The following is a 23,041-nucleotide window of genomic DNA, read 5'->3' as shown; positions in this document are numbered from 1 at the left end:
AGGGGATTCACATGACGCAGCACGCCGCGCTCATCGGGCTGGGGGCCCATCTGCCGCCCCGGCAGGTGACCAACGACGACCTCAGCCGCACCCTCGACACCTCCGACGAGTGGATCACCACCAGGACCGGGATCCGCACCCGCCGCTGGGCCACCCCGGGGCAGGCCACCGGCGACCTGGCGGTGGAGGCGGGCCACCGCGCACTGAAGTCGGCGGGCCTGGCGCCCGAGCCCGGCGCCGTCGACGCCCTGGTCCTGGCCACCACCACCCCCGACCACCCCTGCCCGGCCACGGCACCGCGGGTCGCCGCCCGGCTGGGGCTGGGCCCGGTCGCCGCGTACGACATGGGCGCCGCCTGCTCCGGCTTCGTCTATGCGCTGGCGACCGCCGCGGCGCAGATCAGCGCGGGGCAGGCGCGCCGCGTGCTGGTGATCGGCGCGGAGACGATGTCCAGCCTGCTGGACACCGGCGACCGCACCACCGCGGTGATCTTCGGCGACGGCGCCGGCGCGGCCGTGCTCACCGCCGTGCCGGACGCCGCCGCCCCGGGCGTGCTGCTCGGCACCGACCTCGGCTCCGACGGCTCCGGCTTCGACCTCGCGTACGTGCCCGGCGGCGGTTCGAGGGAGGCCGCCGCCGGGCCCGTACGCGACCCGGCGGCGCACACCCTGACGATGCAGGGCGAGAAGGTCTTCGCCCACGCGGTCACCCGCATGGCGGACTCGGTGACCTCGCTGCTCGGGCGCGTCGGCTGGGCGGCCGGCGACGTGGACCGGCTCGTCGGCCACCAGGCGAACATCCGCATCCTCACCTCCCTGGCGCGCAGACTGCAATTCCCCGTGGAACGCCTCGTACTCAACATCGACCGCGTCGGTAACACCTCCGCCGCCTCGATTCCGCTCGCCCTCACCGACGCCGTCGCGGCGGGCGAACTGGCGGCCGGAGACCGCGTCGTCCTGGCCGCGTTCGGCGGCGGACTTTCGTGGGGATCGATCGCACTCACCTGGCCGGAAATCGCCGCGGTATGAACACGGGATCGCGGCACTCCACACGTAAGGAAAGCAAGCAAGTACGGAACGGAGTCAACCTGTGACGTCGTCGACAAGGCAACCGGCCGAAGAACTGCTGGCTCTTCTCACCACCGAATTCGGCGCCCCGGCGGGAACCACCGCAGAGACGCCGTACGAAGTCATGGAATTCGACTCCCTGGTGCTCGTGGAACTCGCCGTGGACTTGAGCCGGCGTTTCGACACGGACATCTCGCACGAGGAAATCCAGGAGGCCGGGAACATCGCACGCACCGTCGAGTTACTGAAGTCGAAAGGGGTGCCGGTCTGACAGCCCTCGAGCGGTCCCCGCCCCGCCGTGCCGCGCCCGGCCGAAGGGCCGCGCGGGCGCGCCCTCGCAGGCGTCCCGGCGGCACCCGCCGGGACGCCCGCGAGGGCCGGCCGGCGGGCTGAGGCACCGCCGCACCCGGACCGGACCCGGTCAGCCGCCGAACGCGTCCAGGATCCGCTCCGCCGCCCGCGTCGCCGTCAACTCGCCGTCCCTGACCTGCCGTTCCAGATCGGGAGCCAGCGCGCCGACCGCCGGGTCGGCGCGCAGCCTGCCCAGCAGCTCGTCGCGCACCATGGACCACGTCCAGTCCACCTGCTGATCGCGCCGCCGGCCGGCCAGCCGGCCCGTGCTCTCCAGCAGCCCGCGGTGGCGCTCCAGCCGTTCCCAGACCGTGTCGAGCCCCGTCGCCTCGCGCGCGCTGCAGTGGAGCACCGGCGGCGTCCAGAACGCGCCCTTCCCGTGCATCAGCCGCAGCGCGCCCGCCAGTTCCCGCGCCGCCGCCCGGGCGTCGCGCTCGTGCGGCCCGTCGGCCTTGTTGACGGCGATCACGTCCGCCAGCTCCAGCACGCCCTTCTTGATGCCCTGGAGCTGGTCGCCGGTCCGCGCCAGCGTCAGCAGCAGGAAGGAGTCGACCATGTCCGCGACGGCCGTCTCGGACTGGCCCACGCCCACGGTCTCCACCAGCACCACGTCGTAACCCGCGGCCTCCATCACCACGATCGACTCGCGCGTCGCCTTCGCGACCCCGCCGAGCGTGCCCGCGGTGGGGGAGGGGCGGACGAACGCGGCCGGGTCGACGGCCAGGCGCTCCATACGCGTCTTGTCACCGAGGATCGACCCGCCGGTGCGGCTGGAGGACGGATCGACGGCCAGCACCGCGACCCGGTGGCCGAGCCCAGTCAGCATGCTGCCGAAGGCGTCGACGAACGTCGACTTACCCACCCCCGGCACCCCGCTGACCCCGATGCGCCGGGCGTTGCCGCTGTGCGGCAGCAGCTCGGTCAGCAACTCCTGGGCCAGCGCGCGGTGCTGCGGCCGCGTCGACTCCACGAGGGTGATGGCGCGGGCGACGAGCGCCCGCTTGCCGTCCAGGACGCCCTTGACGTACGTGTCGAGGTCGATGGCCACCCGGTCACCCGCTCACGCGGCGCCGTGGCCGAGGCCGGCGGCCAGCTGCGTCACCAGGTCGTACGCGGCGTCCGGGATCACGGTGCCCGGCGGGAACACGGCGGTGGCGCCCATGTCCAGCAGCGTAGCCACGTCCTGCGGCGGGATCACGCCGCCCACCACGACCATGATGTCCTCGCGGTCCTCCTCCGCCAGCGCCTCGCGCAGCGCCGGCACGAGCGTCAGATGCCCGGCCGCCAGCGACGACACCCCCACGATGTGCGCGTCCGCCTCCACTGCCTGCCGCGCCACCTCCGCCGGGGTCTGGAACAGCGGGCCGACGTCCACGTCGAAGCCGAGGTCGGCGAATGCCGTGGCGATCACCTTCTGCCCGCGGTCGTGCCCGTCCTGGCCCATCTTGGCGACCAGGATCCGCGGCCGCCGGCCCTCCGCCTCGGCGAACTCGCCCACCAGCGCCCTGGTCCGCTCCACCGACGGCGACTCGCCCGCCTCGCTCCGGTACACACCGGAGATCGTACGGATCTGCCCGGCGTGCCGCCCGTAGGCCGACTCCAGCGCGGACGAGATCTCGCCCACCGTCGCCCGGGCACGCGCGGCCCGTACCGCCAGCTCCAGCAGGTTGCCCCCGCCGTCCGCCGCCCGCGTCAGGTCCTCCAGCGCGCCCCGGCACGCTGCCTCGTCGCGCTCCGCGCGCAGCCGCTCCAGCTTCGCGATCTGCTGCGCCCGCACCGCGGAGTTGTCGACCTTCAGCACCTCGATCTGCTCGTCGGTGTCCACCCGGTACTTGTTCACGCCGATCACCGGCTGCCGGCCGGAGTCGATACGGGCCTGGGTGCGCGCAGCCGCCTCCTCCACCCGCAGCTTCGGGATGCCCGCGTCGATCGCCTGCGCCATGCCGCCGGCCTGCTCGACCTCCTCGATGTGCTGCCAGGCCCGCCGCGCCAGGTCGTACGTCAGCCGCTCCACGTACGCGCTGCCGCCCCACGGGTCGATCACGCGGGTCGTACCGGACTCCTGCTGCAGCAGCAGCTGGGTGTTGCGGGCGATGCGGGCGGCGAAGTCCGTCGGCAGCGCGAGCGCCTCGTCCAGGGCGTTGGTGTGCAGCGACTGCGTGTGGCCCTGGGTGGCGGCCATCGCCTCGACGCACGTGCGGGTCACGTTGTTGTAGACGTCCTGCGCCGTCAGCGACCAGCCGGAGGTCTGCGAGTGCGTGCGCAGCGACAGCGACTTGGGATTCCGCGGGTCGAAGCGTTTGACCAGCTTCGCCCACAGAAGACGTGCCGCACGCAGCTTGGCGATCTCCATGAAGAAGTTCATGCCGATCGCCCAGAAGAACGACAGCCGCGGCGCGAAGGCGTCCACGTCCAGGCCGGCGTCGCGGCCCGCCCGGATGTACTCCACGCCGTCGGCGAGGGTGTACGCCAGCTCCAGGTCCGCCGTCGCGCCCGCCTCCTGGATGTGGTACCCGGAGATCGAGATCGAGTTGTAGCGCGGCATCCTCCGCGAGGTGAAGGCGAAGATGTCGGAGATGATCCGCATCGACGGCTTCGGCGGGTAGATGTAGGTGTTGCGGACCATGAACTCCTTGAGGATGTCGTTCTGGATGGTCCCCGCCAGCTTCTCGGGCGGCACCCCCTGCTCCTCCGCGGCGACGATGTACAGCGCCAGCACCGGCAGCACCGCACCGTTCATCGTCATCGACACCGTCATCCGGTCCAGCGGGATGCCGTCGAAGAGCTGGCGCATGTCGAGTATCGAGTCGATCGCCACGCCCGCCATGCCGACGTCGCCGGTCACCCGCGGGTGGTCGCTGTCGTAGCCGCGGTGGGTGGGCAGGTCGAAGGCGACGGACAGGCCCTTCTGGCCGGCCGCGAGATTGCGCCGGTAGAAGGCGTTGGACTCCTCGGCGGTGGAGAAGCCCGCGTACTGCCGGATCGTCCATGGCTGGTTGACGTACATCGTCGGGTACGGGCCGCGCAGATACGGCGCGATGCCCGGATAGGTGTCCAGGAAGTCCAGGTCCGCCAGGTCCTCGCCGGTGTACAGCGGCCGGACCGCGATGCCCTCGGGCGTCTCCCAGCCCAATTCGCCGCCGTCGCCGCCGCGCTTGAGGGCGGCGCGCCACTCGTCGGTGCCGGCCGCGGGGGCCGGCGTGCCGAGCTCGATGTCCGAGAAGTCGGGGACGGTCATCGGGCCACTCCCATGCGGTCGAGTGCGTCGGTCAGCACGGCCACGGCGTCGCAGCCGGCGTGGACGTAGGTGTCGGCGCCGTCGTACGGGCCCGGGCGCCCGGCGAGGTACACGTGCCGCGCCCCGGCCGCCCGCAACTCCGCCGCCGCGGCGGCGCCCTGCTCCTCGTACACCGCGTCGCCGGAGCACAGGCACGCCTCGGCGGCGCCGCTGTCCGCGAAGGCGCCGCCGGTGACGGGCTCGACGCCGCCGGCCTGGAAGAGGTTCGCGGCGAACGTCAGCCGCGGGGTGTGCACCGCCGCCGGGCCCAGCGCGGCGAGGAAGACGCGGGGCCGGGCGCCGGTCGCGGCCAGGTGCGCGTCGGAGCGCGCCCGCAGCGCCTCGAACGCCTCGTCCCTGCGCACCCGCGGCAGCCCGCCGGCCGGCGGCCGCGGCGCGGGCTCGCGTACGACGGGCTTCTCCGCCAGGTCGGGGAACTCGCTGACGCCGGTCACCGGCTCGCGCCGGGTGGCGAGCCGCCTGCCGCGCTCCGCCCAGGTCCCCGCGAGCCGCTCGCCGACCATCCCGGAGCGCAGCGCGGCGGCGTGGCCGCCGGCGCGCTCGATCTCCTGGAAGAACGCCCAGCCGGCGTGCGCGAGTTCGTCGGTCAGCCGCTCCACGTACCAGGATCCGCCCGCCGGGTCGATGACCCGGGCGAGGTGCGACTCCTCCACGAGGATGGCGGAGGTGTTGCGGGCGATGCGCCGGGAGAACGCGTCCGGCAGGCCGATCGCATGGTCGAACGGGAGCACCGTCACGGCGTCGGCGCCGCCGACCCCGGCGGCGAGGGTGGCGACCGTGGTGCGCAGCATGTTCACCCACGGGTCGCGGCGCGTCGCCATCACCGGCGACGTCACGGCGTGCTGGAGCTGCGCCCCCGCCCCGGGCGCCCCGCAGACCTCCGCCACCCGCGCGAACAGCCGCCGCGCCGCGCGTAGTTTGGCGACGGTCAGGAACTGGTCGGCGGTGGCCGCGTACCGGAACTCCAGCTGGGTGCACGCCTGCGCGGCGCTCAGGCCCGCCGCGGTCAGCTCCCGCAGGTAGGCGACCGCGGTGGCCAGGGAGCAGCCCAGTTCCTGCGCCGCGGAGCCGCCGGCCTCGTGGTACGGCAGTGCGTCCACGGTGACGGCCCGAAGGCCCGGGTGGCGCTCCGCGCACAGCGCGGCGAGACCGGCCGCGGCGGCCGGGTCCAGCGGTTCGCCGGTACGCGCCTCGTGGCCGAGGGGGTCGGCGCCCAGGCCGCCGCGGGCCGCGCCGGCGGCGCCGCGCTCCTCGTACAGCCGCAGCAGTTCGCGCGCGGCCGGTTCGGTCTCGGCGCCGGCGTCCAGGACGACGGGCGCCAGGTCCAGGTAGACGTCCTTCAGGACGTCCGCCAGCGCCGCGACCGGGATGCCGCCGGAGTCCCCGACGGCCAGCCACAGGGAGGTGACGCCGTTCTCCAGGTCCCCGAGCACGGCCTCCGCGTCGGGCACCGCGTGCCGCTGCCGTACGTCCCAGCCGTCCGCGGCGCTGCCCTCCGGCCGGCCGCCGCGGACGAAGGGCGCGAAGCCGGGCAGTCCGGGGTCCGGTGCGCGATGGCGTGCGGTGTACAGCGGCGGGGTGCGCAGCCCGTCGTCGAGCGCGGTGGACAGCAGCGTCTCCGCCTCGGCGCCGGAGACGTCCCTGCCGGACTTGCGCAGCACGCCGGCCACCAGCTGCTGCCACTGCTCGTGCGTCACGTCGGCGAACTCCGTCGCCAGGGAGAGCCCGTCATCGGGCAGGACAGTCATGGACGGATGTTAGCCAGACCGGCTAATGAATGGGTGAGGGTCGCCTTGGGTGTGACCATGTTCTCGTCCGGGCCGCGTCAGGGGGCCCGCAGCAGCCCGTCCAGGACGCGGCCGAACACCCGGCGCGCAGTCCACGCCACCACCGGATCCAGCGCCCGCGGCACGCCCCGCACCCCGAGATCCTCCCGCCACACCACCCGCACCGCACCGGCCCCGCCGTCGCCGCCGGAGCTCGCTTCGGGCCCGTGCACCTCGATCTCGGCCCACCCGAGGACCACCCGCCCCCGTTTGACCAGCCGGCACCGCCCCGCCGCCCGCCCCGCGCCCGGCGGCGACCACACGACGACCTCCATCGGATCGTCGAAACCCACCCGCCCCACACCCGTACGTGCCGTGAACCGCGCCCCGACACCCGACGCCGGCACCGACACACCCGTGATCCGCGTCAGCGGAACCCGCCCGCCGTGCGCCGGCCAGTCCGTCAGCCGCCCCCACACCTCGACCACCGACGCCCGCACCGTACGCTCCACCTCGAACAGGGCCATGCCCCAAGGCTAGGGTGCCGCCGGGTACCCTGCCGGAGGCCGCCGCACGCGTACGCGCACGGCCCGGGCGGGCCGGAAGGGCGGGGTGCGGGTGGCGGACACCGTACGCCGGGTCGTGCTCGTCGCGTACGACGACGCGCAGATACTCGACATCGCCTGCCCCAGCGGCGCCCTCGACGCCGCGAACCGCTCCGGCGCGGCCCCGCCGTACGCCATCACCCTGGCCACCGCCAGCGGACGCGGCGTCGTCAGCTCCGCCGGCATCGGCCTCGGTGGCGGACAGCGCCTCGCCGAGGTCCCGGCGCGCCCGGACACCCTCATGGTCGTCGGCGGCATCGGCCACGAACGCGCCGCCGTGGACGGCGAACTGGTCAAGCAGGTACGCAGACTGGCCACCGGCGCCCGCCGCGTCGCCGCCGTGTGCACCGGCGTGTTCGTCCTCGCCGCCGCCGGCCTGGCCGACCAGCGGCGGGTGACCACCCACTGGCGCTACGGCGCCGAACTCGCCGCCCGCCACCCCGCCGTCGCCGTCGACCCGGCCCCGCTGTACGTACGCGACGGGCACGTCTACACCTCCGCCGGCGTGACCAGCGCCCTCGACCTCACACTCGCGCTCATCGAGGACGAACACGGCCCGACCCTCGCCCGCGGAATCGCCCGCGAACTCGTGACGTACCTGCACCGCCCCGCCGACCAGGCGCAGATCAGCATGTTCCTCGCCGCCCCGCCCAGCGGCGACCGCCTCGTCCGCGACCTCCTGGGATACGTCGCCGCCCACCTCGCCGACGACCTCGCACCGCCCGCGCTCGCCGCCCGCGCCGGCATCAGCACGCGCCACCTCACCCGGCTGTTCGCCCGCCACCTCGGCACCACCCCGGCGCGCGCGGTGCGCGCCGCCCGCACCGAGGGCGCCGCCCACCTCGTCCGCTCCAGCGGGCTGACGCTGGCCGCCATCGCACGCCGCTGCGGGTTCCGCTCCGCCGAGACGCTGCGGCAGGCGTTCCTCGACCACTACGGCGCCACCGGGGACACGATTCGCAGGATGCCGGACATGCCGCGGCCACCCCCGCCGCCCGCGCGGCAGACTCCCGGAACATGACGAACAGCGACAACAGGACGGACACGACGACGACCCGCAGGGCCGCCCTCGGCGGCGCGGCCGCGCTGGCCGCGGCGGGCCTGACCGCCGGACTCCCGGCCGCCGCCGCGCACGCCGGCACGAAGGGGGACACCGCCGGGCGGACGGCCGACGGCCCGCGGATCGGCGTCGTGCTGTACGACGGCTTCAGCCTCCTCGACCCCACCGGCCCGGTCGAGGTCCTCTCCCGGCTGCCCGGCGCCGACATCACGATGATCGCCGAACGCCGCGGCCCCGTCCGCACGGACACCGGACACACCGCCGTCGTCGCCGACCGGGCCTTCGCCGAGACCGGCGAACTCGACGTGGTCCTCGTACCCGGAGCCGGCAACCGCGGCACCATCGCCGCCATGGAGAACCCGGCGATCCGCCGCTTCCTGCGCCGCGCCCACCGCCGCACCCGCTTCACCACCTCGGTGTGCACCGGCTCCCTCGTCCTCGGCGCCGCCGGCCTCCTCGGCACCCGCGCCACCACCTACTGGGCGTCCAAGGACTACCTGGAGACGACCTTCGGAGTCACCTATGTGCCGGAACGCTACGTCCACGACGGCAAGGTGATCACCGCCGCCGGCGTCTCCGCGGGCATCGACATGTCCCTCCACCTCGCCGCCCTGCTCACCGACGAACGGACGGCCCGCGCCGTCCAACTCGCCGTCGAGTACGACCCGCAGCCCCCGTACGACTCCGGCAACGCGGCCGAGGCGAGCCCCGAACTGAAGGAGCTGGCGCTGCGCCTCCTCGCCGAGTCCCAGCAATAGGAGTCCGCCTCCGCCACCTGACCTCCGTACGCGCCCCCGCGGGGGCGCGTACGGAGGACGCCGGGGAGCGCCGCCGACCTGGGGAAAGGCGGCCCGCCGCACACGGCCGTCCCCCGAACCGGTCCCGGCCGGCGGACACGTCCGAAACCTTCAAGACCACCGACCGGGCCACTGCCATCGTGGCCGTATGACCGCAGACCTCCGCGCCGCCGCCTCGTTCATGGCCACCCACGCCCGGCTCCTCGACCGCCGCCGCTTCGCTCCTCCTCGGCGAGACCGACCCCGCCGCCGTACTCGCCGCCGTCGACGGCTACCGCAACCCCGACGGCGGCTACGGCTGGGGCCTGGAACCCGACCTGCGCGCACCGGAGAGCCAGCCCGGCGGCGCACTGCACGCCTTCGAAGCATTCGTCGACGCCGCCCCCGCCACCACCCCGCACGCAGCACGCCTCTGCGACTGGCTGCTGGAGACCACCCTCCCCGACGGAGGCCTCCCTTTCGCGCTCCCCGTCGCCGACCCCGCCGGCTGCGCACCGTTCTGGACACAGGCCGACCCGCAGACCTCCACCCTGCAGAGCACCGCGTTCGCCGCCGGCACCGCCCTGCGCCTCGCCGCACACGACCCCGCCGTCGCCGCCCACCCCTGGCTCGAACGCGCCACCCGCTACTGCCTCGACGCCGTCGAAGCCATCGGCGAAGAACCGCACGCCATCGAACTGTCCTTCGCCATCCGCTTCCTCGACGCCGCCGCGGACACCCGCCCGCAGGCCGCCGCCCTCCTGGAACGACTGCGCCCCCTCATCCCCGACGACGGCGTCCTTCCCGTCACCGGCGGCGCCGAAGGCGAGGCCATCCGGCCCCTCGACATCGCACCCGAACCCGGCCGCCCCACCCGCACCCTCTACGCCCCGGAGACCATCGACGCCGAACTCCGCGGACTGGCCGCCGACCAGCAGGAAGACGGCGGCTGGACCGTCGACTTCGGCTCGTACTCACCCGCCGCCGCACTGGAATGGCGCGGCTACCGCACCGTCGGCGCCATCGCCGTACTCAAACAGAACGACCGGCTCTGAAACCGCCGCGCAGGCTCACCCGCGGGCAGCCACACCGCGCAGGCTCACCCGGCAACCGCCGGCTCCGGCACCGCACGCGCCGGCCCCGGCACCTGCGGAACCTCCGCGGCAGACGCCGCCTCGCCCGCGGCCGCCAGCGTGTCCACCGCCGACTGCACGAAAGCCCGCACCAGCGGCGTCTCGTGCGCCGTACGCCAGATCAGCCCCCACACGCCCATCGGCTGCTCCGTGATCGGCACATACGCGATGCCCGGCCGCGGGAAGTGCCGCGCCGCCTCGCCCTGCACCACGCACACCGCGTCCCCGGCCGCCACCACCGCCTGCGCCTCCTGGAACGTCGCGATCCTCGGCCCGTCCGCGGGGATCGGCCGCCCCGACGGCGTACGCGCCGGCATCAGCGCCTCCATCCAGTACGCCGGAACCGGACTCACCGGCTGCGGGAAAACGCAGTCCGCGAGATCCTCCATGCTCACCGAACCGCGGGCCGCGAACGGATGCCCCTCGGCGACCATCAGCACATGCGGCTCACGGGCCAGCACCGGCCCCACCGTCAGATCCGGCTCGCGCACCGGCAGCCAGGTGACCTCCAGATCCACCTCGCCCGCCCGCAGCATCCCGAACGGATCACTGAAGACCACCTCGCGGAAACGCAGCTCCACACCCGGGTACCGGTCCTTGAAACGCGCCAGGATCGACGCCTGGTCGAACGCCTGGGCGCACATCAGCCCCAGCGTCAGCACACCCGTCGTCCCCCGGGCCGCGGCGGCGGCCGAGTCGATACCGTCCTGGATCCGCCGGTAACCCGCCTGCAGATCACCGTGGAGCTGCGCCCCGATGGCCGTCAGCTCCACCCGGCGGCTGGTCCGCTCGAACAGCGGCGCCCCGATACGGCGCTCCTGCTTGGCGATCGACTGGCTCACCCGCGCCTGCGAGACATGCAGCCGCTCCGCGGTACGGCCGAAGTGCAACTCCTCGGCGAGCGCGAGGAAGATCTCTATGTCCCGCAGCTCCATCCCGCACCCCCGTATCGCCTGGCCATCGCCGGAAACCGGCACTGTCCCGGGAGCGTATCCCGCCTGCCCCGCCCCCGTCACCCTCAGGCCGCCGCCCCGTGACCTGCGGCGGAGGCGGAGGACGACGCGGACGACGGCGCCGCGGCCGACGCCGGGGCCGGAGCGGCGGCGGACCCGGCGGCCGACCGGCGGCGGTCCGCGGCACCGTCGACCAGCCGCAGCAGCGCACCCGCGTCCGGACGCCCCCCGACGACACTGACGTCCACGCCCGCACGCGCCGCCTCGCACGCCGCCGCCCGGCTCAACGCCACCACCGCGCACGCGCCCGCCCGGTCCAGCGCGGCCCCCGGCGCCCCCGGCGGCGCGACCGACCCGCACAGCTGCAGCAGATGCCCGGAACCCTGCTCGTACAGCAGCGGCAGCACCGCCTGCGCGACCCACAGCGGACCGAAGAACGCCGACTCCAGCCGCGCCCGCGCCGCCTCCTCCGGAATCCACCCGACCGCGGCGGCCGCATCCCCGGCGGCCGCCGCACCACCACCGGCGGGGGAGCGGCGCGGCGGCCGGGCATCGTTCACGACCGCGTCCAGCCGGCCGAACCGGTCGAACGCCGCGCACACCGCGGCATTCACCGACCAGTTGTCGGCCACGTCCACGGCCCGGACGAACAACCTGCGCCGGTGCTCGTCGTGCCGCGCGAGCAGCCGCTCCCGGGCCGCCTCGTCCGGTACGACGGCCGCGACCCGTTCGCCGCGCGCCAGCGCGGCCGCGGTGACGGCCCGGCCCGCGCCGTGTCCTGCCGTGGTGACGAACCAGACCCTGCCCGTACGTGCGATGGCGGTCATGGACGCTGCGCCCCCTTCGGTGGCTGCCTGCTCCTGCTCTTTCGTCTGCGGGGACCAGCCTCGGCCCGCCGTGCCCCGCGAACAACGGCCGATCCGGCAACGACGGATAACCCGTCGGTTATGAATCCCCCGCCCCCATCGATAACCGACGGGTTATGGCACGTTCCGCGATCGGCCGTTGTTCACCGGCCCCGGCGGCGGCGACTCTGGAGGCATGAGTTCACCGGTGGAGATCGCCGTCGTACGCGACGCCGCGCCGGCCGCGGCCGCCTGGCACGCGGTCGTCGCCGCCGCGCGGGCGACGGACCTGCCCGGCGTCCCGGCGCCGGTACGGGAAGAGGTCCTCGCCGGACTGCGGGGGGACGCCCAGGCCGGCGGCAGGATGCCGCCGGCCTGGGCGGCCACGGGGGCGGAGGGCGAGGTGACGGCCGTCGCGGGGGTGCGGCCGGCCTCGCCCGGCCCCGCCCGTACGACCGCGGACCTCCAGCTCTACGTCCACCCCGCCGCCCGCCGCCGCGGCACCGGGACCCTGCTGCTCGCCGCCGTCGCCGCCGCGGCCCGCGAGGACGGCTGGGCCACCCTGCGCGCCGCCGCCCCGGCCTGCACGCCGGCGGACGTCTTCTGCCTGCGGCACGGCTTCGTCCGCGAGCGCGTCGTCCACCACCTGCTGCTCCCGCTGGCCGAGGTGCACCGCGCCTGGCTCGCGGAACTGGTCTACACCGACCACCCGGGCTACCGCCTCGCCACCTGGTACGCCCCCGCCGTCCCCGCCCGAGGGACACCCGCCGCACCGCGCACCGGCCTCACGCAGCCCGCCGCCGCCCCCGACGGCCTCGCCGCCGCCGTGCCCGGCTTCGCCTTCCGCACGGACACCGGTGCGCCGCCGCCGGAAAGCGGCCGGCTGCTGACGGTGGCCGCGCTGCACAGGGACACCGGAGCCGTCGCCGGCTACACCGAGGTGCTCATCCCGCCCGCGCCCGCCCCGCGCGCCCAGCACAGCCACCTCGCCGTCGTCCCGGCCCACCGCCGCCGCGGCCTCGGCCGCTGGGTCACGGCCGAGATGCTGCGCCGGCTGCACGCGGAGCACCCGCAGATCAACGAGGTGGAGACCGCCGCGGCCGACGGCGAGGCCGCGGTGCTCGCCCTCGGCGAGCAGCTCGGCTTCCGCCCGTACCGGCGCACCCACACCTACCGGCTGCACTTGCCCGGCTGAGCGCGAAACCGCCCCGCGGGACGTCGACGGTCAGCCGTCAGCCGTCAGCCGTCAGCCGTCAGCCGTCATCTGGTATCTGATATCTGTCATTTGTCAGTGCCTGGCAGGTCAGTCCCGCCCCGCGGTCGCGGCGAGGGAGCCGAGGAGCGCGAGCGCCTCGCTGCCGGGCGAGCCCGGCTCCGCGTGGTAGACGACCAACTCCTGCCCCGGGGCCGCCCGCACGTCGAAGGTCTGCATCGTCAGCGTCAGCGGACCCACGTCGCGGTGCGCGAAGCGCTTCTGCTCCAGCGCCTTCCCGCGGGCGTCGTGCCGCGCCCACAGCTCCGCGAACTCCGGGCTCGACTCCAGCAGCCCGGCCAGTACCTGCCGCACCCGCGGGTCGTCCGGCGCCGCGCCGTGGCCCAGGCGGAAGCCGGCCACCGAGTTGCGCGCCACGTCCGGCCAGTCCCGGTAGAAGGAGCGGGCGGCGGGGTCGGTGAACACGACCTCCATCAGGTTGCGCGAGTGCGGCCAGCCGAGGAAGAGCGCGTCGGCGATGGCGTTCGAGGCGAGTACGTCGTACGCGCGGTTGTGGACGACCGCAGGGTTGTGCGGCCAGGCGTCCATGAGGGCGAGCAGGCCCGGCTCCACCCGGTCCGGCACCGCGGCGGCGCGGGCGCGCGGCCCCACGCCGGCCAGCCGGAACAGATGCAGCCGGCCGTCCTCGTCCAGCCGCAGCGCGGCGGCGAGCGCGTCGAGGACCTGCGCGGACGGCGAGCGCTCCCGGCCCTGCTCCAGCCGTACGTAGTAGTCGGTGCTGACCCCGGCCAGCAGGGCGACCTCCTCGCGCCGCAGGCCCGGCACCCGGCGGTGCCCCGTGACCGCGAGGTTCGCCGCGGCCGGCGTGACGCCGGCGCGGCGCGCGGTGAGGAAGGCGCCCAGCTCGGTCCGTGCCATGCCGCCATGCTAGGCGCGCCGCGCCCGGCCGTGCCTGGGTGCGCCGCACCCAGGAGGAAGCCGCCTCTGCCGCGGGCGCCGAGGGCGGCCCAGCCTCGTGGCCATGACCACACAGCACGCAGAACAGACCCCCGCTGGCGCGAAGACCGTCCTCGTCACCGGCGCCAGCAGCGGCATCGGCGAGGCCGTCGCCGCCCGGCTCGCCGCCGGGGGCCACCGGGTGGTGGCGGGCGCCCGCCGCACCGACCGCCTGAAGGCCCTCGCGGAGCGCACGGCCGGCGCCGCGGCCCGCGCCGGCGGCTCCCTGGAGCCCGTGGCCCTCGACGTCACGGACCGCGCCGACGTCGAGGACTTCGTCTCCGGTGCCCGCGAGCGCCACGGCCGCGTCGACGTGTTCGTCGCCAACGCCGGGGTGATGCCGCTGTCGCGGCTGGACTCCCTGCTCGTCGCCGAGTGGGACCGCATGATCGACGTGAACGTCCGCGGGCTGCTCCACAGCATCGCCGCGGCGCTGCCCGTGTTCGGCGAACAGGGCTCCGGGCACTTCGTCACCGTCGCCAGCGTCGGCGCCCACGAGGTCGTGCCCACCGGCGCCGTGTACTGCGCCACGAAGTACGCGGCCTGGGCGATCACGGAGGGACTGCGGCAGGAGTCCGACCCCTCGGTGCGGGTGACGACGGTCTCGCCCGGCGTCGTCACCTCCGAACTCGCCGGCACCATCACCGACCCCGGCGCGGCCGAAGCCATGCGCACCTACCGCGCCCACGCGATCGCCCCCGGCGCCATCGCCGCCGCCGTCTCGTACGCCCTGTCCCAGCCGCCGGAGGTGGATGTCAACGAGATCGTCGTACGCCCAGCCCGCCAGCGCTGACCTGCGGCGGCCCGCCGCCGCGGCCGGGGGACCGCGGCGGCGGGTGCGACCGGTACGTTGGGCGCATGACAGCGGCAGCGGCGGACCCGCCCACGGACCCCGGAACGGCCGAGGACGCGCAGGTACTGCGGTCCCTCCTGCGCGCGGACCTCCGCGCCGCGATGAAGGCACGCGACCGCGAGGCCGTCTCCGCGCTGCGCACCGCGCTCGCCGCCATCGACAACGCCGAGGCCGTCCAGGCCCCCGACGCCCCCGCCGGGCAGCAGAGCGAGCACGTCGCCGGCGCCACCGCCGGCGTCGGCTCGGCCGAGGCCGCCCGACGCGTGCTCTCCGCCGACGACGTACGCGCCCTGCTGCGGGCGCAGATCGACGAACGCCGCACCGAGGCCGGGGTGTACGAGACGGGCGGCCAGTCCGACGCCGCGGCCAGGCTGCGCCGCGAAGCCGACACGCTCGGCGCGTACCTGACGCGCTAGGTGTGCTGTTCGGGGACGTTGGTGACACGCGTGCTTGGTGCTTGAACGGGTGAGGGCCTTCTGGGTTCGGTGTGGATTGCGACATCTACGCCGACCGCCAGGAGGCCCTCGTGTCCCACCGTAATGCCCCGCTGACGCCGACCGGCCGTCTTCGTCTGGCCCGGTGCGTCGTGGATGACGGCTGGCCGCTTCGACGGGCTGCGGAACGCTTCCAGGTCAGCCACACGACCGCGGCCCGCTGGGCTGGACGGTACCGGCGCCAGGGAACGGTGGGCATGCACGACCGCTCCAGCCAACCTCACCACCAGCCCCGCCGTACCCCGCCCAGGATCGAGCGGCAGGTCGTCCGCCTGAGGCGCGAGTACCGCATCGGACCGGTGCGGCTGGCCGCCCGCACCGGCATAGCCGCCTCCACCGCCCACCGCATCCTGCGCCGGCACGGCCTGCCCGCACTGGCCACGCTGGACCGGGCCACCGGCAAACCCATCCGCCGCTACGAGCGCGCCCAGCCCGGCGAACTGGTCCACATCGACGTCAAGAAACTCGGCCGCATCCCCGGGGGCGGCGGCCACAAAGTACTGGGCCGTGCGGCCAGCAGCCCCAACAAGGACCGCCGCAACGGTGCCGGATACGCCTACCTGCACACCGCCCTGGACGACCACTCCCGGTTGGCCTACACCGAAGACCTGCCAGACGAGACCGCCGCGACGTGTGCGGCCTTCCTCACCCGCGCCACCGCCTGGTTCGCCGAACACAGCGTCATCATCGAGCGGGTCCTGACCGACAACGCCTGGGCCTACACCAAGAACACCTGGCGCCAGACCTGCCACCAACTGGGCATCAGCCCGCGCTGGACCAGGTCGTGGCGGCCGCAGACCAACGGCAAGGTCGAACGCTTCCACCGCACCCTGCTCGACGAATGGGCCTACCACCGGCCCTACACCTCAGACACCGAACGACAAGCAGCATTCCCCGACTGGCTGGACTGGTACAACTACCACCGACCCCACACCGGAATCGACGGCCAAACCCCAGCCAGCCGCGTCACCAACCTCTCCAAACAGCACACCTAGGTCACCCGCCCGCACCGCGGGCGGTCAGCGCCCCGCGAGCCGCCGCGGCGGCCAACCGGCCCCGGCGGCGGGGGAGTTCGGACGGGCGATGTCAGTGCCCCTCGGCACACTGGGGGCGTACGAGACACGTCCGACGAACGGAGGCGACGATGGCGGACGACACCGCCGAGGTGACCGCGGCCCAGGCATACCGCCGGCTGGTGCGCAGCGCGCAGGCGGCGCTCGCGGAGCCCGGGGGGCACGGGCTGGCCGCGGCGGTGCTCGCCGGGCCGCTGGCCGACGCCGACCGGGCGCTGGCGGCAGCGGGGCTGGCCGGGAACGAGCCGCGGTTCTTCGCCGCCGTGCGCCGGCTGACGCCGCTGCCCGCGGCCGCGACCGGCCCCGCACCCACGTAGTACGCGGCCTTCGAGGTCACCGGCCGGCCCAGAAGCCGCACCGGTGCTCGGCCGCGAACGGCGTGGGCGCGATGGCGCCGTCGGCCAGCCCGAGCACCGTGGCCCGCCCTTCCGCCCGTACCGGACGCCACGGGGGCAGGCCCGCGCGGTTGGGGTCGCCGCGGTGGGCGAAGGCGCTCCAGTAGCCGGTGATCGCGGCGGTCAGGTCCGGCGGGCCGGGCTGCGCCCACGGCAGGTCGAACAGGTACGGCAGATCGGAGCTGTGGTGCGCGCCGAAGGGGAAGCCGTCGACCACCGTGCCGCTGTCCTGGGCCAGTTCGTACGCGTACACGGGCGCGTGCCGGGCGGCGGAGGTGGCGGTGGTCAGCGTCGGGCACGCGCCGATCCGCCCACCCCAGTCGGTCAGCACGCGCGACAGCGCCAGCACGGGGCTCGGGTAGCCGTCGGCCGGATAGCGCCGCAGCACGGCCGGGGCGTCGGCGCCGAACGTCCCGGCCACCACGTCGGCGTAGCGCCCGGCGGTGAGCGGTTCCCCGCCGAGGTCGTACTCGTACGGGACGAAGGAGCGCATCTCGTCGCGGGTGCTGCCGATCAGCAGGGGGATCCCGGCCGCCGAGCCGCGCCGCAGCGCCGTCCCCGGCTGCACGGGGAGGAACGGCGTGCCCGCGACCGGTCCCCAGGCGTCGTCGGTGATCGTCCCGGTGACCGGCGGTTCGACGTCCTTGAGCGCGTCGAGCAGGTCGGCGGCCGGAGCCCGGCGCAGGCAGGCGGCGACGTCCGCGCCGCCGGCGCAGCCGACGTCCCGGGCCGCCCGCGCGCCCCGGGCGTCGGCGGCGGACTTCGTCAGCACCGGGTTGGCGCAGGCTCCGCTCTGCACGACGGCCTGCTGGAAGAGGCCGCGCGAGGCGGGTGAGGCCAGGTGCGCGCAGACGCTGCGCGCCCCCGCCGACTGCCCCGCCAGCGTGACGCGCCCGGGGTCGCCGCCGAACGCGGCCGCGTTGGTACGCACCCAGGCCAGCGCCCGGGCCTGGTCCATCAGGCCGTAGTTGCCCGAGCCGCCCGCCCGGTCGGCCAGCGCAGGGTGGGAGAGGAAGCCGAGCGCGCCGAGGCGGTAGTTGACGCTCACCACGACCACATCGCCGGAGGCGGCGAGCCGGGCGGCGTCGTAGTCCGACCCGCTGCCGCTGGTCAGGCCGCCGCCGTGCAGCCAGACGATCACCGGCAGCGGCCCGGCCCGCCCCGGCCGCCGCGGCACGGTGACGTCGGCGTACAGGCAGTCCTCGCCGCCGCCGGAGGGCTGTGGGCACTTCTGCCCGGCGGCGGTGGCGTCGCGCACCCCCGGCCACGGGCGCGGCGGCCGGGGCGCACGCCAGCGCAGCTCGCCGACCGGCGGGCGCGCGTACGGCACCCCCCGGAAGCGCACGACGTCGCCGGCCGGCTCGCCGCGCAGCAGCCCGCCGTCCACCCGTACGAGGGCGGGGTCGGGGTCGGGAGCCGCGGCGGGCGCCGGCACGGCCACCAGGGACAGCACGGAGGCAACGGCCAGGCAGAGCGCGGTGACACAGGCACGTAAGGACATGCCCCACAGCATCGGCCGCACCTCACCGGCCCGCGTCCCCCGGCGGGCGGCACCGCCGCTACTCCCCGCGGCGTAGCCGCCTGGCCGGGACCCCTCCCGGGGGCCGCGCCGCAGAATCGGAGCCGGCAGGCCGCCGCGCGGCGTCCGTACGCGACCGATCCCGCCGCACCTCGCACCGCCCTGCGCGACCACGGCCTCCCGCTCCGTCCGGACGCCGCCGGCACCCACGGCCTGCGCCGACGACGTCGGCATCCAGGGAAGGAACGGCTCACATGAAGACGATCGCCCGTATCGCCATGGCGTCCGTGCTGGCGCTCATCGCGGTCCTGGGCCTCGCGGCCTGCGAGGACGACTCCAGCCGGAGCAAGGAGAACGACGCGAAGCAGAGCAACTACGACGCCCTGGTGGCGAACCAGCCGGCGGGGAAGATGACGTACTCGCCGACCCGCGAGGCCATCAACGGGTGGGTGGAGACCTGGGGCAAGCGCGGGAAGCTGTCGTACGTCTACATCCAGAACGGCAGGGGCGAGTACGGGTACTTCGTGATGAAGGGCCTGCCCGTGCCGCGGTGCAAGAAGCTCACGCCGACCGAGGCGGTGGACTCGTCGTCGAACGGCAAGGTCGTCGTGGCGCAGCCGGGCATGGACGGGACGTACGACTCGGGCTCGGCGTGCAACGCCTACTTCGGCTTCGACGCGACGACCGGTGCGTACCTGGAGTTCACGGTCGGGACGAACCAGTCGTTCTTCCTGTTCGACCAGCCCATGACGATGCCGGAGTACGCCGACGCCACGCAGCTCGGCCCGACGTCGGCGGAGGACGTCGCCGACTGACCCGCGGCGGACGGCCGGACGGTTGTCGGAACGCGACGGCCAGTCGCTGTTCGAGATCCGCGGCCGGCTGACGACCAGGAGAAGACCCCATGAAGATCAACCTCACCAGCGTGTGCGTCGACGACCCTGGACGACACCTGCGGCAACCTGATCCAGATCGCCGGGTACACGTAGGCGGACCCGGGGCGTTCACCAGTCCCGGGCGGCGATCAGCTCCTCGGCGTCGGCATCCGCGAACCCGTACGCGGTGGCGATGAACCAGAACTCCTCGCCTATCTCCTCCCGCGCGACGGTCTCGAACTCGCTGCCGGCCGCCTCGAACTCCGCCTCCAGCAGGTTGAACTCCTCCGTCGCACCGCGGGTCAGCGCGTACAGGGCCGCGAGGTCCGCGGGCCGCTCGGTCTCGATCCGCTCGCAGAGCCGCAGCAGGATCGCTCTGCCCTTGTCGAGGAGGTGGTCGGGGAAGTAGTCGTCCTCGTACAGCGGCCGCAGCAACACGCGCTCCGCCACCTGCTCGTTGCCGATCGCCACAGCCCCTCCGCGCCCTCTCGACAAGCCGACGACCCGATCCTGCATCACCCTACTGACACCGGAGCGCCCCCGCCCGCCTCCCCGGGCCGCGGGGAGGCGGCTCACCTGCTCTCACTGCGCCGCCTGGCCTCGTACAACATGATCGACGCGGCCACGCCGATGTTCAGGGAGTCGACCGTGCCCACCATGGGGATGCGCACCTGCCGGGAGGCCCGGTCCAGCAGGTCCGCCGGCAGGCCCTCCCGCTCGCTGCCGAGCAGGAACGCCAGCGGCGGTTCGTACACGGCACTCCAGTGGTCCTCGTCCGCGGAACCCGACGTGGCCAGCACTTCGACACCGTGCGCCGCGGCCCAGGCGAAGAACTCCGGGGCGCCGGGGGTGTGCACCACGTCGACGGCGAAGAGCGACCCCATGCTGGCCTTGACCGCCGCGGGCGCGTACGGGTCGACCGTGTCCCCGATCAGGACCACACCGGCCCCGCCCACGGCGTCCACGGTGCGGATGATCGTGCCGAGGTTCCCCGGGTTGGCGATGCGGTGCAGGGCGACGAAGACCGCCCCGGGCCGCACGTCGAGGGACTCCGGTCCGCCGGCCCGGCTGCGCACGACGGCGGCGATGCCGCTGGGCCCGTCGCGGTCGACGAGCCGCTGGAACAACTCCGTCGCGAACCGCGCCACGGCCACGCCCGCCCGCTCCTGCTCCTCGACCATGCGCAGAGCCGGCTGATGCGTCAGCAGTCCCGGGGCGACGAGGAACGTCTCGACCTCCCAGCCCGCCTCGACGGCAGCCCACACCGGCTGCAGCCCCTCGACGACGAACGCCCCCTCGCGCCGCCGGTGCTTGCGGTTTGCGAGCAGCTTCACGCGCTTCGCGAGCGGGTTGGCGGCGCTGCTGATGATGTCGGTCATGACGCTCTTCCACGGTCGCGGGCCCGGGCGAGCGTATCGAAGCAGGTGGGGAGCGGCAAAACGAGAACCGCGAGGCGGGCGGCGGGTGAGTAGGCGTACTCAGGACACCCGGATCCGCGCGGCGGGTACTTTCCTGCACCATCGCCGGACGACACAGGACAGAGGCCGCCCATGCTCGCCCGGCGGGTTTCTCCTCGACACCCTCGACCGGGCCGGCGGGCACATCGCCGTACTCGCCGGGTACGCGGCCGGGGGAGCATTCGTCGCGTGGTGCACGACGGAAACCGGAGGGCAGGGGCACGGAATTCACATCGTGGAGAAATTCCGGACCGAGAGGTTCTGGCGGCGGATTGCAGAGATGTAAGAGAACCGCGGGCCGCACCCCCAGAACGCTTATCCCGCTGAACGCGGGCCCCTGTTGTTCTTGGTGCACGCAGGGCGGCACCGGGCCGCTCTCCGGATCCAGGAGGATGCATGCGCAGGACTGGTGCTCTCGCCGTCGCGCTCTCGTCGGCGGCGCTGCTCGGCTTCACGGCGCTGACCGCCGCCCCGGCGGCCTCGGCCGCACCCGTCGAGAGCGGCAAGGAGAAGGCCCCCGCCTTCGCGTCGACCGGAACCACCGGCGCAGTCGGAGGCGGCGACGAGATGCCGTACGGCGTGGCCCTGCAGAAGCTCGACGACGGCTCCCTGTCGCTCGTCGCGCTGACGGAGGACGACATCGACGACGAGGACGGCGACTGGCAGCCCGTCGGGTAGCCGCTCGCGCACTACGGCCCCCGGCGCCCACCCGGCACCGGGGGCCGCTCCCGCTTCCGGACCCGGGAGCCCGAGTCGCGGATCACCCGGGGCGCCCGCATGATGGAGAGGGGCACACGTCCTGGCACCGGCGGCTACCGGTGGCGAGGAGGTTTCCGTGCACGAGAAGCTGCTCCACAGGACCGCCGGCAGGCTCACCGACCGCCACCGCAGGCGCCACCGCACCCGGCCGCCCGAGACGGCTGGGACGACCGGCCCCGGGGAGCTCGTACTCGACCCGGTGAAGGTGCGCGACTTCAGCGCGGGCACGCTCGGCGCACAGGACGAAGCCGCCCTGGCCCGGGAAGTGGCCGAACTTCTGCCGCACGGCTGGGACCTGCCGTACAAGCTGAAGCAGGCGCTCCAGGAGCTCATCGCCCACCTCGGCGGCGAGGACGAGCTGATGAAGTGGCTGGACACCCACCCGGGCCGCCCGCGGCTCACGGCCCGGATCTACGCACTCCTGGGCCTCCTGGACCAGTACGGGGGCACCCCGGAAGTGGTCGAAGCCCTGCGCCGCTCCCGGGAGCGTGACCCGTACCCGGCGGGACTGCGCGAACTCCTCGTGCCGCAGACGGACGCGGAAACCCTGTCCGACCTCGGCTACCGGATCGAGGCGCTCCTGACGGAGGGGAAGGTCGAGAGGGCCGCGGCGCTGGCGCTCACCACGGCCGACTGGCTACGGCGGTCGCTCACGGGGGCGGAGGCCGAGGAGGCAGGCCTCGACGACCTGCTGTCGTACGCCCGTGAGGACCTCGACCAGGCGGCGAAGGAAGCGAAGGCCACCGGCGGGGGCTGAGGCCCGTAGCGGAATTCCGGGACGCCGCTGGCCGGGCGAAGGTGCGCAGGGAAGCCCCGAACTCGTAAATTGCCCAAACCCGCAATCGAAGAACCCAACGGGCCCACTCACCGCCGATAGGGGGAGTCGTCGTACCAGGAGGCCAGGTCCCTCTTGGAGAGCTGGATGGCGACGATCGCGGGAATGACCGGAGGGATTCCGGCGCCGCCGCCCTCGGCGCTGAGGAGCGTCATGAACCATGCGGTGATCAGGAGCCACTCGACCACGATGACCGTGTAACGCGGCCAGGCGAGCCGACGCCCCGTCAGCAGCACGGCGCACACCGCGAGTAGCGCCGCCGCCAGGAAGGACGCGTAGCCGAGGACGTACACCAGGTCGGAGACCTCTCGACCGTGGTCCTCGTCCTCCTTGGCGAGGTACAGCAGCAGCCAGCCGCCGAAGGCGTTGGCGACGACCTGCACCCAGATCAGCACCACTACCCACGTGACCGACCGGGGCCGGCGGTCCGGCAGAACCATGGGCTGGAACCCGGTTTCGTCCATTTGCACCCTCCTCGGCATCGACCCGACGGCGGGAGCGTAGAGCGGCCGCCGCGGGACCCCTCCCAAGCCGCGACGGGCGGTCGAGGACCGGCCGTTAGGAGCTCGATATGCCGGTGGCCGAGTCCGACGGCCGGCCACGTGGCAGTCCGACGCCGCCGCACACCCGCGGACCGCCACGGCCCGCACGCGGCGACCTGCCTGGGCCGCCGAGAAACGGCCTGGTGAAGAGGGCGATGCCGCCTCGCTGTGTGTGT

At 74.4% G+C, this 23,041-nt stretch carries 24 protein-coding genes; 12 read left to right on the top strand and 12 right to left on the bottom strand.

Annotation, left to right across the window (positions count from 1 at the left end; all coding sequences use genetic code 11):
• The first annotated feature begins 11 nt into the window (after positions 1–11).
• Both LG396_RS37225 and LG396_RS37220 read left to right on the top strand, forming a co-directional pair.
• Positions 12–1,028 carry a beta-ketoacyl-ACP synthase III gene (locus tag LG396_RS37225; RefSeq protein WP_225798085.1) on the top strand — a complete coding sequence of 339 codons (1,017 nt, stop codon included), beginning with the start codon at positions 12–14 and terminating at the stop codon, positions 1,026–1,028.
• A 61-nt stretch (positions 1,029–1,089) separates the two neighbouring features.
• Positions 1,090–1,338, top strand: coding sequence for an acyl carrier protein (locus tag LG396_RS37220; protein ID WP_027745931.1), 249 nt, complete (start codon positions 1,090–1,092; stop codon positions 1,336–1,338).
• A 150-nt stretch (positions 1,339–1,488) separates the two neighbouring features.
• Here the strand turns inward: LG396_RS37220 and meaB are convergent, their stop codons facing one another.
• From meaB to LG396_RS37200, 4 genes are all read right to left on the bottom strand, one after another.
• Positions 1,489–2,466, bottom strand: a complete 978-nt coding sequence (gene meaB, locus LG396_RS37215; protein ID WP_100302123.1) for a methylmalonyl Co-A mutase-associated GTPase MeaB — start codon at positions 2,464–2,466, stop codon at positions 1,489–1,491.
• Positions 2,467–2,478: 12 nt separating this feature from the next.
• Positions 2,479–4,656 carry a methylmalonyl-CoA mutase gene (scpA, locus tag LG396_RS37210; RefSeq protein WP_225798084.1) on the bottom strand — a complete coding sequence of 726 codons (2,178 nt, stop codon included), beginning with the start codon at positions 4,654–4,656 and terminating at the stop codon, positions 2,479–2,481.
• Positions 4,653–6,464, bottom strand: coding sequence for a methylmalonyl-CoA mutase family protein (locus tag LG396_RS37205; RefSeq protein WP_225798083.1), 1,812 nt, complete (start codon positions 6,462–6,464; stop codon positions 4,653–4,655). The genes scpA and LG396_RS37205 overlap by 4 nt, the downstream gene beginning before the upstream one ends.
• Positions 6,465–6,541: 77 nt before the next feature.
• Entirely contained in the window at positions 6,542–7,009 is a 468-nt protein-coding gene (locus LG396_RS37200) for an SRPBCC family protein (protein ID WP_225798082.1), read from the bottom strand.
• 85 nt (positions 7,010–7,094) lie between these two features.
• Between LG396_RS37200 and LG396_RS39880 the strand changes: the two genes are divergently transcribed.
• Together LG396_RS39880 and LG396_RS37190 are read left to right on the top strand one after the other, a co-directional pair.
• The gene (locus tag LG396_RS39880; RefSeq protein ID WP_308190159.1) at positions 7,095–8,108 is read left to right on the top strand and encodes a GlxA family transcriptional regulator; all 1,014 of its coding nucleotides are present in this window, start codon (positions 7,095–7,097) and stop codon (positions 8,106–8,108) included.
• Positions 8,105–8,905 carry a DJ-1/PfpI family protein gene (locus LG396_RS37190; protein WP_225798080.1) on the top strand — a complete coding sequence of 267 codons (801 nt, stop codon included), beginning with the start codon at positions 8,105–8,107 and terminating at the stop codon, positions 8,903–8,905. Before LG396_RS39880 ends, LG396_RS37190 begins: the two co-directional genes overlap by 4 nt.
• A 218-nt stretch (positions 8,906–9,123) precedes the next feature.
• Here LG396_RS37190 and LG396_RS37185 read toward each other — a convergent pair whose 3' ends face one another.
• The 3 genes from LG396_RS37185 to LG396_RS37175 all read right to left on the bottom strand — a co-directional run bounded on the left by LG396_RS37185 (position 9,124) and on the right by LG396_RS37175 (position 11,836).
• Positions 9,124–9,612: a hypothetical protein gene (locus LG396_RS37185; protein ID WP_225798079.1), complete on the bottom strand. Its 489-nt coding sequence runs from the start codon at positions 9,610–9,612 to the stop codon at positions 9,124–9,126.
• A gap of 410 nt (positions 9,613–10,022) precedes the next feature.
• Positions 10,023–10,991: a LysR family transcriptional regulator gene (locus LG396_RS37180; RefSeq protein ID WP_225798078.1), complete on the bottom strand. Its 969-nt coding sequence runs from the start codon at positions 10,989–10,991 to the stop codon at positions 10,023–10,025.
• Positions 10,992–11,074: 83 nt separating this feature from the next.
• On the bottom strand, positions 11,075–11,836 hold the full coding sequence (locus tag LG396_RS37175; protein ID WP_225798077.1) for an SDR family NAD(P)-dependent oxidoreductase: 762 nt from the start codon (positions 11,834–11,836) through the stop codon (positions 11,075–11,077).
• Positions 11,837–12,050: 214 nt separating this feature from the next.
• Between LG396_RS37175 and LG396_RS37170 the strand changes: the two genes are divergently transcribed.
• Positions 12,051–13,049, top strand: a complete 999-nt coding sequence (locus LG396_RS37170) for a GNAT family N-acetyltransferase (RefSeq protein ID WP_225798076.1) — start codon at positions 12,051–12,053, stop codon at positions 13,047–13,049.
• A gap of 108 nt (positions 13,050–13,157) precedes the next feature.
• Here LG396_RS37170 and LG396_RS37165 read toward each other — a convergent pair whose 3' ends face one another.
• On the bottom strand, positions 13,158–13,985 hold the full coding sequence (locus LG396_RS37165) for a helix-turn-helix domain-containing protein (protein ID WP_225798075.1): 828 nt from the start codon (positions 13,983–13,985) through the stop codon (positions 13,158–13,160).
• Between the two features lie 103 nt (positions 13,986–14,088).
• On the opposite strand from LG396_RS37165, the gene LG396_RS37160 reads away from it, so the two are divergent.
• The 4 genes from LG396_RS37160 (at position 14,089) to LG396_RS37145 (ending at position 16,800) form a co-directional block, all read left to right on the top strand.
• Positions 14,089–14,856 carry an SDR family oxidoreductase gene (locus LG396_RS37160; protein ID WP_225798074.1) on the top strand — a complete coding sequence of 256 codons (768 nt, stop codon included), beginning with the start codon at positions 14,089–14,091 and terminating at the stop codon, positions 14,854–14,856.
• A 65-nt stretch (positions 14,857–14,921) separates the two neighbouring features.
• Positions 14,922–15,332 (top strand): GatB/YqeY domain-containing protein, encoded by a 411-nt coding sequence (locus LG396_RS37155; protein WP_225798073.1) that lies wholly within the window; start codon positions 14,922–14,924, stop codon positions 15,330–15,332.
• A gap of 110 nt (positions 15,333–15,442) precedes the next feature.
• Positions 15,443–16,405, top strand: a complete 963-nt coding sequence (locus tag LG396_RS37150; RefSeq protein ID WP_225798072.1) for an IS481 family transposase — start codon at positions 15,443–15,445, stop codon at positions 16,403–16,405.
• A gap of 149 nt (positions 16,406–16,554) precedes the next feature.
• The gene (locus LG396_RS37145; protein ID WP_225798071.1) at positions 16,555–16,800 is read left to right on the top strand and encodes a hypothetical protein; all 246 of its coding nucleotides are present in this window, start codon (positions 16,555–16,557) and stop codon (positions 16,798–16,800) included.
• Positions 16,801–16,816: 16 nt separating this feature from the next.
• On the opposite strand, the gene LG396_RS37140 is transcribed toward LG396_RS37145, so the two are convergent.
• Positions 16,817–18,379, bottom strand: a complete 1,563-nt coding sequence (locus LG396_RS37140; RefSeq protein WP_225798070.1) for a carboxylesterase/lipase family protein — start codon at positions 18,377–18,379, stop codon at positions 16,817–16,819.
• 272 nt (positions 18,380–18,651) lie between these two features.
• Between LG396_RS37140 and LG396_RS37135 the strand changes: the two genes are divergently transcribed.
• Entirely contained in the window at positions 18,652–19,212 is a 561-nt protein-coding gene (locus LG396_RS37135) for a hypothetical protein (protein WP_037751860.1), read from the top strand.
• Between the two features lie 189 nt (positions 19,213–19,401).
• Here LG396_RS37135 and LG396_RS37130 read toward each other — a convergent pair whose 3' ends face one another.
• Both LG396_RS37130 and LG396_RS37125 read right to left on the bottom strand, forming a co-directional pair.
• Positions 19,402–19,743 (bottom strand): DUF5713 family protein, encoded by a 342-nt coding sequence (locus LG396_RS37130; RefSeq protein WP_018840591.1) that lies wholly within the window; start codon positions 19,741–19,743, stop codon positions 19,402–19,404.
• A gap of 101 nt (positions 19,744–19,844) precedes the next feature.
• Complete coding sequence (locus LG396_RS37125) at positions 19,845–20,651, bottom strand: TrmH family RNA methyltransferase (protein ID WP_037751857.1); 807 nt, start codon at positions 20,649–20,651, stop codon at positions 19,845–19,847.
• Between the two features lie 474 nt (positions 20,652–21,125).
• On the opposite strand from LG396_RS37125, the gene LG396_RS37120 reads away from it, so the two are divergent.
• Together LG396_RS37120 and LG396_RS37115 are read left to right on the top strand one after the other, a co-directional pair.
• Entirely contained in the window at positions 21,126–21,407 is a 282-nt protein-coding gene (locus tag LG396_RS37120; RefSeq protein ID WP_225798069.1) for a hypothetical protein, read from the top strand.
• A gap of 157 nt (positions 21,408–21,564) precedes the next feature.
• On the top strand, positions 21,565–22,245 hold the full coding sequence (locus tag LG396_RS37115; RefSeq protein ID WP_225798068.1) for a hypothetical protein: 681 nt from the start codon (positions 21,565–21,567) through the stop codon (positions 22,243–22,245).
• Between the two features lie 107 nt (positions 22,246–22,352).
• Here the strand turns inward: LG396_RS37115 and LG396_RS37110 are convergent, their stop codons facing one another.
• On the bottom strand, positions 22,353–22,787 hold the full coding sequence (locus tag LG396_RS37110; RefSeq protein WP_225798067.1) for a hypothetical protein: 435 nt from the start codon (positions 22,785–22,787) through the stop codon (positions 22,353–22,355).
• Between the last annotated feature and the right edge of the window lie 254 nt (positions 22,788–23,041).

This window comes from Streptomyces aculeolatus, from assembly GCF_020400605.1.
GTDB lineage: Bacteria > Actinomycetota > Actinomycetes > Streptomycetales > Streptomycetaceae > Streptomyces > Streptomyces aculeolatus.
This window is presented reverse-complemented; position numbering and strand designations above follow the sequence as displayed.